Below are 14,648 nucleotides of genomic sequence, written 5' to 3'. Positions count from 1 at the left end.
TCCTGTTTTTAAACCTGTTGTCCTATCACTGACCCACCAAATTTGGTGGAGCTGGCGGGAGTTGAACCCGCGTCCGAAATTTCTACATCCTCGGTACTACATGCTTAGTCTAGTCTTTAAATTCATTTGCCAACTGCGGACAGACACGCCATCAACAAACTATCCTGATTAAATTTAACGCTGCAACCCCAGGCAAGGCATTCACGCGATCTCTTTTGGGTTTGACCTCTCTTGATCCCCGTCTTAAGAGCGGAAGCTAGGGAGAGAGGGCTCTAAGCAGGTTATTAAGCTGCTAAAGCGTAGTTTTCGTCGTTTGCGACTATTTTTTTGCGGCTTTTTACGAGGCCAACCGCCCCTCGGCATGCACCTTGGGTTTCGCAAATCCCGTCGAATCCAGAATCAGCCCCAAGTTGTTGTGCGCAGTATAACAGGAAAATACTCTATAAAGCTAGAGGTTAGCGGTTAGAATGTTTCATTATACGTGCTTTATCGAGCTGCCATTCACGTTCTTTAATATCAGAACGTTTATCGTGAGATTTTTTACCTCTGGCAACACCGATTTTAACTTTACACCATGCATTTTTCCAGTATAGGGAAAGTGCAATAACGGTATAACCTTCACGATTGACTTTACCGTAGAGTGTATCTAGTTCACGTTGATTTAGAAGCAATTTACGGCTACGAGTTGGATCACAGACAACATGCGATGATGCAACTGTCAGTGGAGTGAAGTTTGCACCGAATAAATAAGCTTCGCCGTCCCTTAAAAGAACGTAGCTATCTCCAATGTTGGCTTTGCCTGCTCGGAGTGATTTAACTTCCCAACCTTGTAGGGATAGACCCGCCTCGAACTCCTCTTCGATAGAATATTCGTGGCGAGCACGCTTGTTCATAGCAATTGTTGCTGAACCGGGTTTATATGGTTTTTTCTTTGTCATAGTGCAATCATTATACTGTAAGCTGAGTTGAAAGAAATCTTTCTAAGCTGATATTTTTTTGATTGTGCAAATCTTGCCCTATGTGGGTTTTGTTTTTTGTTTAACCAATCAAAGATGGTATTATACGCTCAGTTTTTGGGGATAGGAATTGATATGCCACAGATTAGCCGCTCTGCGTTAGTTCCGTTTAGCGCAGAACAAATGTATAAACTCGTTAATGACGTTATTTCATATCCAAGCTTTTTGCCTGGGTGTGTCGGTAGCCAAATTATTAGTCATAGTTCTGAAGAAATGACCGCTTCTGTTGAAGTGTCAAAAGCAGGCATTAGCAAAACTTTTGTCACAAAAAATGTGCTAGAAGATAATAAGTGCATTCATATGCAACTTGTGGAAGGGCCATTTAGTAAATTAGCGGGTGGCTGGAGATTTATTCCTTTAAGTGCTGACGCTTGTAAAATCGAGTTTCACCTTGATTTTGAGTTTACAAATAAATTGATAGAGCTTGCATTTGGTAAAATTTTCAAAGAATTAGCAAATAATATGGTTCAAGCTTTTACTTTAAGAGCGAAGGATGTTTACAGTGTCTGAGCTGAATATTGAAGTGACATATGCGCTTCCTGAAAAGCAATTTTTGCTATCGGTTAAAGTTAAAGAGGGTAGTACAGTAGAAGAAGCGATACTTGCTTCTGGCATCCTAGCTCTTAGGGATGATATTGACCTTAAAAAAAATAAGATTGGTATTTATAGTCGCCCCGCAAAATTGACTGATTTAGTGCAAGATGGGGATCGGGTTGAGATTTATCGACCTTTGATTGCAGATCCAAAAGAATTACGTCGTAAGCGAGCTGAAAAATCTAAAGAAAATAAAAAATAAGTCACCTTATTCTAGAGTAGCAAACCGAGCAAAAGCTCGGTTTTTTATTGAAATTTATTTAATTTAAATGAGATTAAATAAATCTGTAATAAAGACATTTATAATAACAACCTGCCTAGGTAACTTTTAAAAAGACAGGGCGTTATTATCATTCTAAGTAGCTCTAGTGTCTTAGGTTATTCCGCTGCTTTAGTTTCTGATACTTTTGTTTCAGCGGCTTCCATTGATTCTTGCGCGGCAAGATTTTTCTCGTTTTTGATGTCAGTCAGAATGCCATTACGATCAAAGATCAGAGTTAAAGTTTCTTGCTGAACTGGGTCATGCCCAAGTTCTTGGCGGAAAACATAATACCAAGTCTGAGTACCAAATGGGTCAGATAACATTGGCGTGCCCAAAGTATAAGCGACTTGTTGCTGTGTCATTCCTTTTTGGATCTTAGCAACATCTTTCGCTGTGAGGTAATTACCTTGGTTAATGTCTGGGTGATAGACAAGACGTTCCATCATTGAACAGCCCGTAGACATTAATGCGAGTGATAGTGCTGCAGCAGTTAACAATTTATAACGCATGGATATCTCATTCCTTTTGGAGTCAGAACATCAATGATAATCGACATTGATACAATTTAAAACCTTCCTTATCGACTCTAAGACCACATAAGCATAAAAAAGTTGTCAAAAATTATGCTGCAAGTAGCTCTTTAGCATTGGCAAGCGTATTTTTTGTTACCTCAGAACCAGCGAGAAGACGTGCAAGCTCTTGTAATCTAGCTTTTTTATCCAGTAATTGCATGTGAGTTTCTGTTTCTATGCCATTTGTCTCTTTACTCACATAAAAGTGATGATGACCACACCCAGCGACTTGTGGTAAATGTGTTACGCACATCACTTGCGTTGACTCACCGAGTTCACGTAGTAATTTCCCTACAATTGCCGCTGTTGGCCCACTAATACCGACATCGACTTCATCAAATATTAATGCAGGTGTATCCATCTTTTTAGCAGTAATGACTTGGATAGCTAATGCTATACGTGATAATTCACCACCCGATGCAACTTTAGCAAGCGCTTGATGTGGCTGCCCAGGGTTAGTCGTCACATTGAATTCTACTTTACAGGCACCATCGATTTGTAGTTGTTCAGGTATAAATTTTACATCAATAGTAAATAGGCCATGAGGCATTGAAAGTTGATGCATACTATTGGTAATTAATGTACTTAATTCTTGGGCATAGTGCAGACGTACATGGTGTAAACGTTCTGCACATTCGAGAGCTATATGATGATTTGCTTGTACTTGCGCATTTAAGGCTTCTGCGTCTTCATTCTGATTGACTATCTGTTCTTGTTCACTTAGTAATTGCTGAAATAATTCAGGTAAGGCTTCTGGTGTGACATGGTGTTTACGTGCTAAGTTAATTTGTTTAGAGATGCGCTTTTCGAGTTCAAACAAACGATTAGGGTCAAGCTCATATTGGTCACAATAGTGCTTAATTTCATCACTGACTTCGCTGACTTGTATCGATGCTTCTTCAAGCATATCAAGTAGCTCTGAAAATTTAGGGTTAAGAGCGACCAAATCAGTCAATTCATTTTTTGCTATATTTAATAAGCTAATAACATTTGCATCATCATTTTCAGAGAGTATTTGCGTTGTTGATTGCCCAATAGCTAAAAATTGCCCATGATTAGCAAGCTGTTTATATTCTTGGTCTATCTCTTCAAATTCTCCTTGAACAGGGAGGAATTCATTTAGTTCTTTCAGATGGTATTCCAGCAGCAGCTGCCGAGATTCACGCTCTTGCATCTGTTTTTGAAATATGGCTAATTGTTGGCAGGAATCATGCCATGTTTGCCATGCTTTTTTCATTTGAACAAGCAGTTCTTGCTGGTTTGAATAAGCATCAAGCAGGGATTTTTGATGAGCGCTATCTAGCAAGAGTTGGTGTGCGTGCTGGCCATGAATTTGGATCAGTAATGTGCCTAGCTCTCTAAGTTGTGATAAAGGAACTGAAACGCCGTTAATAAAGCCACGTGAACGCCCGTCTGGAGAGATAGTACGACGTAATAAGCACTCACTTTGGTTATCAAGTTGGTGTTCTGTAAGCCAATTGGCAGCCATTTGTGCATCTACTAAGGAAAAGCGAGCGCAAAGGTCAGCACGTTGTGCACCGGGACGTACCATATTGGCTTCACCCCGATTCCCTAGACACAGGCCAAGTGCATCAATAGCAATAGACTTACCCGCACCTGTTTCACCAGTTATGGTTGTCATACCATTACGGAAATCAATTTCTAATTCACGGACGATGGCAAAATTATTGATTGTTAGTTGGGTAAGCATCTGCGCTCTCCTGTAAAAATACACACCTGTGTTTTAATACAGTGTATGACTGTTTTTTTATACAGTAAAGAGGCAGAGTGAAAAAATTAAAAAGTTTTTTTAGCCCATCCTAGTTTTGAACTTAACGTATTGAAATAATTATAATCTTGTGGATGAACTAAATTAAGGTTTTTATTACTACGTTTAACAATGACCTCCTCGCCATCCTGAATAGGGAGCATAATTTGGCTGTCACAGCTGACTTCATAATCAATATTTGTTCGTAAGAATTTCAGCCGAATACTGCTGTCACTGCTAATGACTAGAGGCCTTGAGGATAAGGTATGTGGAAACATAGGAACCAATACAATTGCATCCAAATTCGGGGTTAAGATAGGGCCACCAGCAGAAAGAGAATACGCTGTAGAGCCCGTTGGTGTGGCGATAATTAAGCCATCAGAACGTTGAGAAAAGGCAAATTTTTCATCAATATAGACCTCGAATTCGATCATATGGGCAACTTTGCCTGGGTGTAGAACAATTTCGTTAATTGCGCTGCTTTTACGGGCTTTTTGGTTAGCTTTAATAACTTGAGCTTCTAGCAAAAAACGTCTTTCTTCACGATATTTACCTTCAAGAACACTCGAAAGTTGTTGTAATGCGTTATCAGGGTCTAAATCAGTAAGAAAACCGAGATTACCGCGATTTACACCAATAACTTTATTATTATACCGAGATAAAATACGCGCAGCGCCAAGCATGTTGCCATCTCCCCCTACGACGACAACTAAGTCAGCCTGTTGGCCTATTTCAGTTAATGTCCCGGTGTTGGCATTGGTTAATTTTAAATCTTTAGCAACTTGTTTATCGATAATGGCATGATATTTTTTTGAAACTAGCCAATGGTATATTAATTCATGAGTCGCCAAAGCCTCAGGGTGCCTAGGGTGCCCGACAATGCCTATCGTTTTAAAATGTGGTTGTGGTGTATTATTGCCCTTTTGCATACTTTTTTGGCCTCTGATTGTATGACTTCCCTTGAATCCCTGTATTAGATCCCCATAATACTCTCATATATGGGATTAATGCTAAATACGCGGAGATATTCATGAGTAGTAAAGACCAAAACATGCATAATGAGCAAGCTTTTGAACAAAATGAATCACAAAAAGTTCAAGCTGAGCAAGAAGCCAGCGTTCAACAAGCTGATGAGTTACAAGCAGACGAACAAGCGTTAGCCGCGCGTATTGCTGAGCTTGAGCAACAGTTAGAAGCTTCACAAAAAACTGAACGTGAAGCGATGTTACGTGCACACGCCGAAATTGAAAATATTCGTCGTAGGACTGAGCAAGATATCGAAAAGGCACATAAATTTGCACTGGAAAAATTCTCAAATGAATTATTGCCAGTGATTGATAACTTGGAACGTGCAATAGAAGCTGCTGATCACGAAAGTGAAGAGTCTAAAGCGATGTTAGAAGGGCTAAATTTAACGCTAAAAACCTTCTTAGATGCAGTGGCTAAGTTCGGTATTGAGCCTGTAAGTGAAGTGAATGTGCCATTTAATCCTGAGGTTCATCAAGCGATGACGATGATTGAGTCACCTGATCACCAAGCTAATCATGTGATTGATGTGATGCAAAAAGGGTACACGTTAAATAACCGTTTACTCAGACCTGCAATGGTTATTGTATCTAAGTAATTGATAAAATGGGATACTTAAGTATCCCATTTTTTATGTCTACAACCTGAAACTATTCACTAATCACTGGCGCCCAATCAATGGGGGTTTTGCCCTGCTGAGCTAAAATTTCATTTGTTTGTGAGAAATGCCCGCACCCGAGAAAACCACGGTGAGCAGAAAGTGGAGAAGGGTGAGGTGCTTTCAGAACATGATGGCGTTTGGTATCAATAATTTTACCTTTTTTCTGGGCATGTGAGCCCCAGAGTAAAAAAATCACACCCTCAGTATTTTCATTAATTGCTTCAATGACTTTATCTGTAAATGTTTCCCAACCTAAATGAGCATGAGAATGTGCATTGCCTTGCTCTACGGTGAGGACGGTATTAAGGAGTAAAACACCTTGTTGAGCCCAACTGAGCAAGTAACCATGAGACGGTCTTTGAAATCCATCAATATCCTTTTCGAGCTCTTTATACATATTCACTAATGATGGGGGTGGCTTAATACCAGGAAGTACGGAAAAAGAGAGGCCATGGGCTTGCCCTGGTCCATGATAAGGGTCTTGTCCTAGGATAACGACTTTAATATCGGAAAGCTCGGTATACTTAAATGCATTAAAAACGTCGTCTTGAGCAGGGTAGATTACCTTACCATTTTTGCGTTGCTCTGCGACATAAGCCAACGTCTCTTTGAAATAAGGTTTTGATTTTTCAGGGCCAATAACATCGTGCCACGTAATGGAGTTTGACATGAAATATTCCATAACAATGAATTTATGAAGGAACAATTATATGAACCAGTTGATAACCATAAGCTTACTGGTTCATGAAGGAGAGATAAAGCCCCGATGTTGACGATTAATTCAAAAAAAATTGAAATCTTGTAAAAATAGTTAAAAAAACAAATTGTGAATTTTGATTTAAATCATAAAGTTGAGCAGTCCAAATTAGTTGCCAAATGGAATAATTGATAAATATCAAAGAAACAAGAGGGTCTAGCTGGTATAAAATATCTATATACATTGGTTAGACCAAATATCCAATTGCAAGTTTTTATAAGATTAATGGTTAATGTAGCTTCGATTTATTAAGTAAATCGAATGCAATCTAGCTCGAACGTGGAGGTCGACATGATTACAGGTATTCAAATTACAAAAACTGATAATGCAGGGCTGTTGAATTCGTTCTGGTTACTGGATGACGAAAAAAATGAAGCTCGTTGCGTTTGCGCGAAAGCCGATTATAACGAAGGGCAAATCGTTGCTAAAGACGAATTAGGTACTTTTGAGTATCGCGAAGTGCCTTTGGAAATGAAGCCAACTGTGCGCGTTGAAGGTGGCCAACACTTAAATGTTAACGTATTAAGTCGCGAAACATTAGAAGATGCAGTTAAAAACCCAGAAAAATATCCACAATTAACAATTCGTGTTTCTGGTTATGCAGTGCGTTTTAATTCATTAACGCCTGAGCAACAGCGTGATGTTATTACTCGTACTTTCACTGAAAGCTTGTAATAAATATTAAATATAATTACATCTAATAACGTATATTAAATTCTAAAGCCATTGTTAGCAATGGCTTTTTATTTGTTACTAATAAAGTTGATTATTTCCCACCTTGGTTATTTGTATTTCAATATTCTTCCAACAAATATACTTGTTAGGGAGAACTCATGTCATTATCTACACAACAAACACTAACAAAAAAAGATGAATATTTTTTTGTTAGAGAAAACTTAAATATTTATTTACGGCATCAGCACCAAGCGGTTAAACCTTGCACAACAGAACTATGGCCTAAAGATGTAGTAAGAGAAGATTTTTTAGGGGGGCATGCACAACAAAGTGATTATATTTTAGCTTTATTATCTCAGGGGGCCTATGATAAAGATTGGCGGTATATACAGGGGGTTCAAAGGTTAAATAATAAAGAGGTTTATGATCTTGGGATTAACGCTGAATTATTGAATGACGGCCAAACAGGGTTTCAGGCTAATATCTGTCGGTTTAATGATTTATATATTCTTTGTTTTGCTGGTACTAATGATATTATCGATTTTTACAGTAATATTCGTCAAGGTCTTGGTCTTTATGATTCTCAATATTTTCAAGCCGTTGGTTTGATGAATATTTTATCCAATGCAGTAAATGGAAATACGATCTGTACAGGGCATTCATTAGGTGGAGGGTTGGCATCAATTGCAGCGTTAGCAAGTCAATCGCCCTGTATTGCATTCACTCCTGCTGGATTGGCAAAAAACACTATTAATAATATTGGGATTGATTATCACGTTGCTGAAAAAATTGCACAAGAAGGGTTGATACGCTATTACACGGTGCAATATGACTGGCTTGATAGATTGCAAAACTCTTTACCAATCCCTTCTGCGTTGGGAAATTGTATTAAAATGGCTTATAGCGAACATAGCTCTTGGAAAAATTGGTTACCCACCCGTTTATTAACAAGAAGTTTTATAGCTCATTCAATGCTTAAGATTATTAGGGTTATGTGCAAACATAAACCATGGAATAATTGGAATGCAATTACAGGTGAATATAATAAAATACAAGAAATACCACTGGAAATTTTTCCCACTAAAGAAAAAAAACAAGAAGTAAGTTGGCAAGAGTGTTGTGAAAATGCAATGAAAAAAGGAAATGTAACTGAGTTTTCAGCACTTTTATCATTAGACCATAAACCTTGCGACATTAATTTTCTTGCTCAGCACTCAGTGAGAACAGCTAATGGGCAATTTATGAAAATTTTAATTGAATCCCGTTATGGCCAATCAATTAAAATGTTTCAATCAAGAGAACAAAAAAGTATTTTACATTTAGCGGCGCAAAATGGTTGTTTTGTACAGTCACAACTGTTATTAAAAAATGGATTAACAGTTAATATGAGAGACAGTTTAGGGAATACTCCTTTACATGATGCTTTAAATAGTCATGCTCTCGATGTTGCCGCATTATTATTGGAGAATGGGGCTGATTGGCGTATTAAAAATAATAAAGGCTTAGATTGTAAGGATATACTTGGTAACCATATTATTAAATATGATTTATTAACGCCTGAAGGCAAACAAATGCGAGATAAAGCTTTTCAAATGATGAGCTAAATAAAAAACGGGCCTAAACCCGTTTTTAGTGACTAGCTTTTGTCGTTATCTATTGATACGGAATGGCTAGCCGGAGTACGACGTTTCCCAATATTTTTCTTGTCGCGATGGCGTACTTTTTCTTTTTTCTTGGCTTGTTCTTCTTTTTTCTTTTCTTTACGCTTAGCAAGCACTTTCTTCGATGGTTTTGGTTTATTTAACATCGCGTCTGAAGGAGCTTTAGTTGTTGGACGTAAAGAATCAACAACACGGATCTTGATAGGCTCTTCAATATAACGAGTAATTTTACCAAATAAAGGGAAATCATGCGCTTCGACCAAGGAAATTGCAGTTCCTTTACGGCCCGCTCGGCCGGTACGGCCAATACGGTGCAAATACACATCTGCAGTTCTAGGTAAGTCAAAGTTAAAAACATGGCTAACGTTTTCGATATCTAAACCACGAGAAGCCACATCGGTTGCAACGAGTACTTTAACTTGGCCATCAACTAGGCGACGTACCGCTTCATTACGCTTAGCCTGTGGCATTTCACCTTCAAGATAACAAGGTTCGATACCCGCTTCACGTAACCATTGGACTAATTCACGCAAACGCTCACGCTTACGCACAAAGACGATAGCTTTGGTGACTTCATCTTGTTTTAACAAATGGCACAGTAAGGCTGTTTTATGTTCTAGTGTGTCAGCTCGGTAATGAAATTGCTGAATTTTTTTACGCTCACGACGAGAAGGGTCAGCGTCAATTTCAATTGGGTCTTCTAATAAGCGCTCAGCAAAGTCACGAATAGCTTCGCCTTCAAGAGTGGCAGAAAATAGCATGGTTTGCTTGCGCCAGCGTGTTTCACCAGCAATTGTTTCTATATCATTGGCAAACCCCATGTCGAGCATGCGGTCAGCTTCATCAAGGATCAAAATTTCAACGGCACGGCAGTCAAAGTTTTCTTCTTTAATATATTGGAGTAGACGGCCTGTTGTTGCGACGACAATATCTTGATTTTCGCTGAAAACTTCAGCGTGATTCATATAAGCAACACCACCCGTGATTGTTGCGATGTCTAAGTGATTATGGGCGCATAGTTCTTTTGCTTGGTCAGCAACCTGCATAGCTAATTCACGAGTCGGCGTGACAACTAGAACGCGAGGCGGCCCTGATTTCTTTCTTGGGAAATCAAGCAAATGTTGGATCGCAGGCAGTAAAAACGCTGCGGTTTTACCTGTTCCTGTCGGGGCTGAACCTAATACATCGCGGCCATCCATTGCAGCAGGAATTGCTGCCGCTTGAATCGCGGTTGGACGTTGATAGCCTTTATCTGAAAGCGCATCTATTAGGCTTTCATCAAGTTCTAGTTCAGTAAAAGTGGATGCAGTCATGATATACCTCTATTTGGGGCGCTGATTATAAACAGGTTAGCAAAATTGTTCACCTGAAAAAATCAGCTTTGCTCAAGTGTAACTGTTTTCACTACGGACAGGGAGTGATATATCTATGGATATGAGTGAAATATAGAGAAGATAAATAATTGAAGGAGGAGGGCGAGTTTCTCCTCCTTCATGCATCGCTAGCTTAGTATATTAATTAACCATGTGTGATAAGGAATACCCACTAAGTCAATGAGTACCGCACCACTGAGTGGCACAATCATGAAAGCTTTCATTGAAACTTGTTTGTAGCGTTCACATACAGAGGACATATTTGCCATTGCATTTGGTGTCGCCCCTAAACCGTGTCCCATTAAACCGGCACACATTACTGCAGCGTCGTAGTTTTTGCCTAATAAGCGGAAAATGACAAAGACAACTAATAGAATTAAAATAATGACTTGTGCCAATAGGATGGTGAATAATGGCAAAGCAACCGCTTTTAGTTCCCATATTTTCAATGACATCATGGCCATCGTTAAAAATAGGCCAAGTGAAACTTCAGAGATAAGGTCAACGGATTTTTGGTTGATACGGAACAATTCTACTTGGTCATTAATATTGCGGATCACAATTGCAATGATCATTGCCCCAACATAGCTGGGTAGTGAAAACCCGGTTGCCTTGGTAAATTGCGCTGAAGCGAGTTGACCGATGACCATAATCCCTAAGACGAGCGCTAACATTTTTAAAAAAGCGTGAGCATCGATAGATTCAATTTTTCCTGCAATAGTTTCAGGAACTTGAACTCGCTCAACGTTTTCATCTGCTTTAATCTGAACGTTAAATTTCTTAATTAAGAACGTGGCTATAGGGCCGCCAAGTAAGCTTCCTGTAATTAGTCCAAAAGTTGCCGCGGCAATTGCTGCAACTGTTGCAGATTGCACACCAAGGCCTTCAGCCATTCCACCAAAGGCAGCCGCACCGCCATGGCCCCCAGTAAGTGAAACACCACCAGCCATGATACCAATAACGGGGTCAACACCGAGTAAATGCGCAAGGCCTGCACCAAAGGTGTCTTGGAAGATAACGACAAACCAGCAGATAAACAGGTAGATAAAGAGTAACCGGCCGCCACTTTTTAAGATGCGGAAGCTGCCATCAATACCAATAGTCGTAAAGAAAGCGACCATTAAAAAGGTTTGTAAACTTGTATCAAAGTTGATTTCGGCTAAGTTAAATGATTTAAGCCCCCAAATAATCAGACTAACGAGAAAACCACCAATGACGGGAGAAGGGATACAAAAGCGCTGTAGCCATTCGATGCGTTTTTTTAAGTGGATCCCCATGAGTAGGCAGATCACCGTTAGGAAGAGGGTTGAGAGTGTGTCGAGGTGTAGAATCATATTTTTCCCTTTTTAACTGTTGTCTTTCACGCTACAGCGTTGTTGGCCGCGCTCCGTTACCCTAGTCACATACTTTTGTATGCTCCTAGGGATAACGTCACTTGCCGCCTAGCTGTAACGCGAAATTCAATAGTTAAAAACCATTAAGTTATTGCGCTACAGCGTTGTTGGCCGCGCTCCGTTACCCTAGTCACATACTTTTGTATGCTCCTAGGGATAACGTCACTTGCCGCCTAGCTGTAACGCGAAATTCAATAGTTAAAAACCATTAAGTTATTGCGCTACGGCTAGTTTGATAATCAACTTCAAAGCTATTTTTATTGTGGTGTTTGAAAATTAATTATCTTAACAGCGTGAGAAACAGTGTATTTATCAGTCGAGTTGTTGTGTTGTTTTATTAAAATAAGTATTGGTAAATCAAATAAGCCGCGAGTTTGGCAGTATGGTTGTCAATATCAAATTCAGGGTTGCATTCTGCGATATCAAAAACAGCAATTTTTTGGCTGTGCTTGATAATGGCAAACAGTTCATCAAAAATTTCAGTGGAAATGCCTTTTGGTGCAGGCGCACTCACGCCCGGTGCGATAGCAGCAGAGAATACATCTAAATCAACGGTGACATATAAATAGTCTACATCGTCAATGAAGTTTTTAATCTTTTCAATTACTTGAGGAAGCTTAGAGTAAGCTAATTCTTTATCGCGGATATATTGGCAACCCAATTTATCTGCGGTGTCGAATAGGACTTTTGTATTGCCATGATCAGCGATGCCTAAACATAAATATTGGAAAGGGCGCTGGTGCTGCTGACACAAGATGGCAGATTGTAAAAATGGGGTGCCAGATGTGGCGACAGGGGCTTCGCGTAAGTCAAAATGTGCATCAAAGTTGATAATACCAATCGTTTTACCCGCTTGATACTGTTCAACATAGTCAAACAAACCTTGGAAGCTTGCGAATGCAACTTCATGACCACCGCCAAGGACAATCGGCTTTTGGTTATCAGCGAGGAGAGCAATAAGTTGGTCGGATAAACAGCGCTGTGCAGCTTCTAAATTGCCATCATCACAGCGGATTGTACCAACGTCTTTGATTGCAAGTGGTTGATGAATAGGTAACCCTGCCAGCTGATGACGAATTGCATCAGGGCCTGCTTTAGCGCCTTGGCGGCCTTTATTGCGTCGGACGCCTTCATCAGAGGCAAAACCAATTAATGCAAATTTGGCGGGTGTGTGTTTGTTCATGACTTGGTGGATGCGCAAGTGTTCTTGTGTTTCACCATCTGTGCGCCCTTGCCATTGGAAAGGTTGTGTCATAATTACTCCAAGTTAATGAGTTTAGTGATGTTATGCGCGGTTTGGCTGGTGTGCGTGATAAACTCATCCACGCGATGTGTAGAACGAAATTCAGGTGCCATAACTGAAACGACGGCTAATACATCATTCCCTTTGAAAATCGGGGCAGAGACACCCAGTACGCCTTCATCGATTTCACTTACAGACACGCCGTAACCTTGTTGGCGTATCTTTTGTAAATCTTGTTGTAGTTTCAATTTTTGTTGCTCAGTAGTTAATTGTTTTGCATGAGCCTCAAATACTTGGTTTTGGTATTGTTCATGACGAAAAGCTAACAGCGTTTTCGCACTTGCACCTTTGATTAAGGTATTACCGCGGCCAATAATAAAAGAGCAGCGTAGTGCTTGTTCACTCTCAATCATGTCGACACAAATGGTTTCCCGTATATTTGAGGTGATAATCGCCACGGTTTCTTGGGTTTTTTTCGCTAAAGTTTGTAGCTCTTGTTTAGAGGCGCTCATCAATAAACTGTGGTGATAGTATTTTTCTTGATTTTTGATACTCTGCGAACCGACGCAATATGTACCGTATTGTTTTGCGTGAGATACAAATTCCCAATCTATGAGAATTGTCAGTAGCCGATAAACGGTTGATAATGGGATGTCTAGCGCTGAGGAAATAGACTGTGGTGTCACCGGAGAGGCGCAAGTTGTAATGTAAGACAAGATGTCTAAGGTTCTATTTATACTGTTCATGGCATCTCCTTTTTTTCGAACTTATCAGTAAATTTTTTCCGTCTCAAATATAATTCTCATAATATGAGAATTATATTGTAGCAAATAGGTTAAATTATGACTTTTATCTGCTTAAAATGAGAATGGTCGAATAAATATTAACCAATAGAGTGCCTGAATGTGTAAGCAAGAAAAGAATTACCGCAAAGGCGGTTTTACGTTTAAACAGTTTTTTGTGGCTCATGACCGATGTGCGATGAAAGTGGGAACGGATGGTGTGCTATTGGGCGCTTGGGCTCCTGTAGAGGGGATCCAGTCTGCATTAGATATCGGTAGCGGTAGTGGGTTAATCGCGTTGATGCTAGCACAGAGAAATGTAATATTACGTGTTGATGCCGTTGAATTAGATAGTAGTGCTGCATCGCAAGCACAAGAAAATTTTATTGAATCACCATGGGTGGATCGTTTACAGGTTATCAACCAAGACATTGTGAGCTACAGCCAATCATCTGCAGCGCAATATGATTTAATTGTCAGTAATCCGCCTTACTTTGAACCTGCGGTTGCGTGTCGAGATGAAAAAAGAGACCAAGCAAGATATACATCGACGCTAACACATGATGTTTTACTTGAAAGTGCGAAAGCTTGCCTGGCTGCTCATGGACTATTTTGCTTAGTGCTGCCCTATGGAGTTGGTGAAAAAATGCAGAAGATGGCTGAGAATTCAGGTTGGTTTACCGCTTTTCGCGTCAATGTTAGTGATAAACCTACAACGGTCTACCATCGCATGCTATTGGGCATTCAACTGCAAGAGACACAAACACAAGTGACATCGCTGGCACTCAAAGATGAAAAGGGTGAGTATACCGATGAATTTCGTAAACTCATTCAGCCATTTTATGTGAAATATTAAAGCCGGCT

The 14,648-nt window shown here is 39.8% G+C and carries 15 protein-coding genes and 1 other RNA gene; 6 read left to right on the top strand and 10 right to left on the bottom strand.

Going from position 1 to position 14,648, the window contains the following annotated elements:
• Positions 1–43 precede the first annotated feature (43 nt).
• Positions 44–407: a transfer-messenger RNA gene (gene ssrA / locus M0M83_RS13490) on the bottom strand.
• A gap of 48 nt (positions 408–455) precedes the next feature.
• On the bottom strand, positions 456–938 hold the full coding sequence (gene smpB / locus M0M83_RS13485; protein WP_004265004.1) for an SsrA-binding protein SmpB: 483 nt from the start codon (positions 936–938) through the stop codon (positions 456–458).
• Positions 939–1,091: 153 nt separating this feature from the next.
• On the opposite strand from smpB, the gene M0M83_RS13480 reads away from it, so the two are divergent.
• Both M0M83_RS13480 and M0M83_RS13475 read left to right on the top strand, forming a co-directional pair.
• The gene (locus M0M83_RS13480) at positions 1,092–1,526 is read left to right on the top strand and encodes a type II toxin-antitoxin system RatA family toxin (RefSeq protein ID WP_213913147.1); all 435 of its coding nucleotides are present in this window, start codon (positions 1,092–1,094) and stop codon (positions 1,524–1,526) included.
• Complete coding sequence (locus tag M0M83_RS13475) at positions 1,519–1,812, top strand: RnfH family protein (RefSeq protein WP_125892286.1); 294 nt, start codon at positions 1,519–1,521, stop codon at positions 1,810–1,812. The genes M0M83_RS13480 and M0M83_RS13475 overlap by 8 nt, the downstream gene beginning before the upstream one ends.
• A gap of 176 nt (positions 1,813–1,988) precedes the next feature.
• On the opposite strand, the gene bamE is transcribed toward M0M83_RS13475, so the two are convergent.
• The 3 genes from bamE to nadK form a co-directional block, all read right to left on the bottom strand.
• Entirely contained in the window at positions 1,989–2,381 is a 393-nt protein-coding gene (gene bamE / locus M0M83_RS13470) for an outer membrane protein assembly factor BamE (protein ID WP_125892284.1), read from the bottom strand.
• 112 nt (positions 2,382–2,493) lie between these two features.
• Positions 2,494–4,155, bottom strand: coding sequence for a DNA repair protein RecN (recN, locus tag M0M83_RS13465; protein WP_213913148.1), 1,662 nt, complete (start codon positions 4,153–4,155; stop codon positions 2,494–2,496).
• Between the two features lie 86 nt (positions 4,156–4,241).
• A complete protein-coding gene (gene nadK / locus M0M83_RS13460) occupies positions 4,242–5,141 on the bottom strand; it encodes an NAD(+) kinase (protein ID WP_125892280.1) in 900 nt (299 codons plus the stop codon).
• 101 nt (positions 5,142–5,242) lie between these two features.
• Between nadK and grpE the strand changes: the two genes are divergently transcribed.
• Positions 5,243–5,836, top strand: a complete 594-nt coding sequence (gene grpE / locus M0M83_RS13455) for a nucleotide exchange factor GrpE (protein WP_248466731.1) — start codon at positions 5,243–5,245, stop codon at positions 5,834–5,836.
• Positions 5,837–5,888: 52 nt separating this feature from the next.
• Here grpE and ung read toward each other — a convergent pair whose 3' ends face one another.
• Positions 5,889–6,569, bottom strand: a complete 681-nt coding sequence (gene ung, locus M0M83_RS13450; protein ID WP_125892276.1) for a uracil-DNA glycosylase — start codon at positions 6,567–6,569, stop codon at positions 5,889–5,891.
• Positions 6,570–6,947: 378 nt separating this feature from the next.
• Here ung and grcA point away from each other — a divergent pair, with 378 nt between their 5' ends.
• Positions 6,948–7,331, top strand: coding sequence for an autonomous glycyl radical cofactor GrcA (gene grcA, locus M0M83_RS13445; RefSeq protein ID WP_248466730.1), 384 nt, complete (start codon positions 6,948–6,950; stop codon positions 7,329–7,331).
• Between the two features lie 158 nt (positions 7,332–7,489).
• Positions 7,490–8,935, top strand: coding sequence for an ankyrin repeat domain-containing protein (locus M0M83_RS13440; RefSeq protein ID WP_248466729.1), 1,446 nt, complete (start codon positions 7,490–7,492; stop codon positions 8,933–8,935).
• 32 nt (positions 8,936–8,967) lie between these two features.
• Here M0M83_RS13440 and srmB read toward each other — a convergent pair whose 3' ends face one another.
• The 4 genes from srmB to M0M83_RS13420 all read right to left on the bottom strand — a co-directional run bounded on the left by srmB (position 8,968) and on the right by M0M83_RS13420 (position 13,748).
• Complete coding sequence (gene srmB / locus M0M83_RS13435) at positions 8,968–10,305, bottom strand: ATP-dependent RNA helicase SrmB (protein ID WP_248466728.1); 1,338 nt, start codon at positions 10,303–10,305, stop codon at positions 8,968–8,970.
• A 188-nt stretch (positions 10,306–10,493) separates the two neighbouring features.
• Complete coding sequence (gene gltS, locus M0M83_RS13430) at positions 10,494–11,699, bottom strand: sodium/glutamate symporter (protein WP_125892268.1); 1,206 nt, start codon at positions 11,697–11,699, stop codon at positions 10,494–10,496.
• A gap of 397 nt (positions 11,700–12,096) precedes the next feature.
• A complete protein-coding gene (gene hutG / locus M0M83_RS13425) occupies positions 12,097–13,014 on the bottom strand; it encodes a formimidoylglutamase (RefSeq protein WP_125892266.1) in 918 nt (305 codons plus the stop codon).
• Positions 13,015–13,016: 2 nt separating this feature from the next.
• Positions 13,017–13,748, bottom strand: coding sequence for an IclR family transcriptional regulator (locus tag M0M83_RS13420; protein ID WP_213913152.1), 732 nt, complete (start codon positions 13,746–13,748; stop codon positions 13,017–13,019).
• A 157-nt stretch (positions 13,749–13,905) separates the two neighbouring features.
• Here M0M83_RS13420 and trmN point away from each other — a divergent pair, with 157 nt between their 5' ends.
• Positions 13,906–14,640 carry a tRNA(1)(Val) (adenine(37)-N(6))-methyltransferase TrmN gene (gene trmN / locus M0M83_RS13415; RefSeq protein ID WP_248466727.1) on the top strand — a complete coding sequence of 245 codons (735 nt, stop codon included), beginning with the start codon at positions 13,906–13,908 and terminating at the stop codon, positions 14,638–14,640.
• Positions 14,641–14,648 lie beyond the last annotated feature (8 nt).

The organism is Providencia rettgeri (assembly GCF_023205015.1).
Lineage (GTDB): Bacteria > Pseudomonadota > Gammaproteobacteria > Enterobacterales > Enterobacteriaceae > Providencia > Providencia rettgeri_E.
The sequence above is the reverse complement of the archived record's forward strand: the minus strand, read 5'-3'. Positions and strand labels throughout refer to the sequence as shown.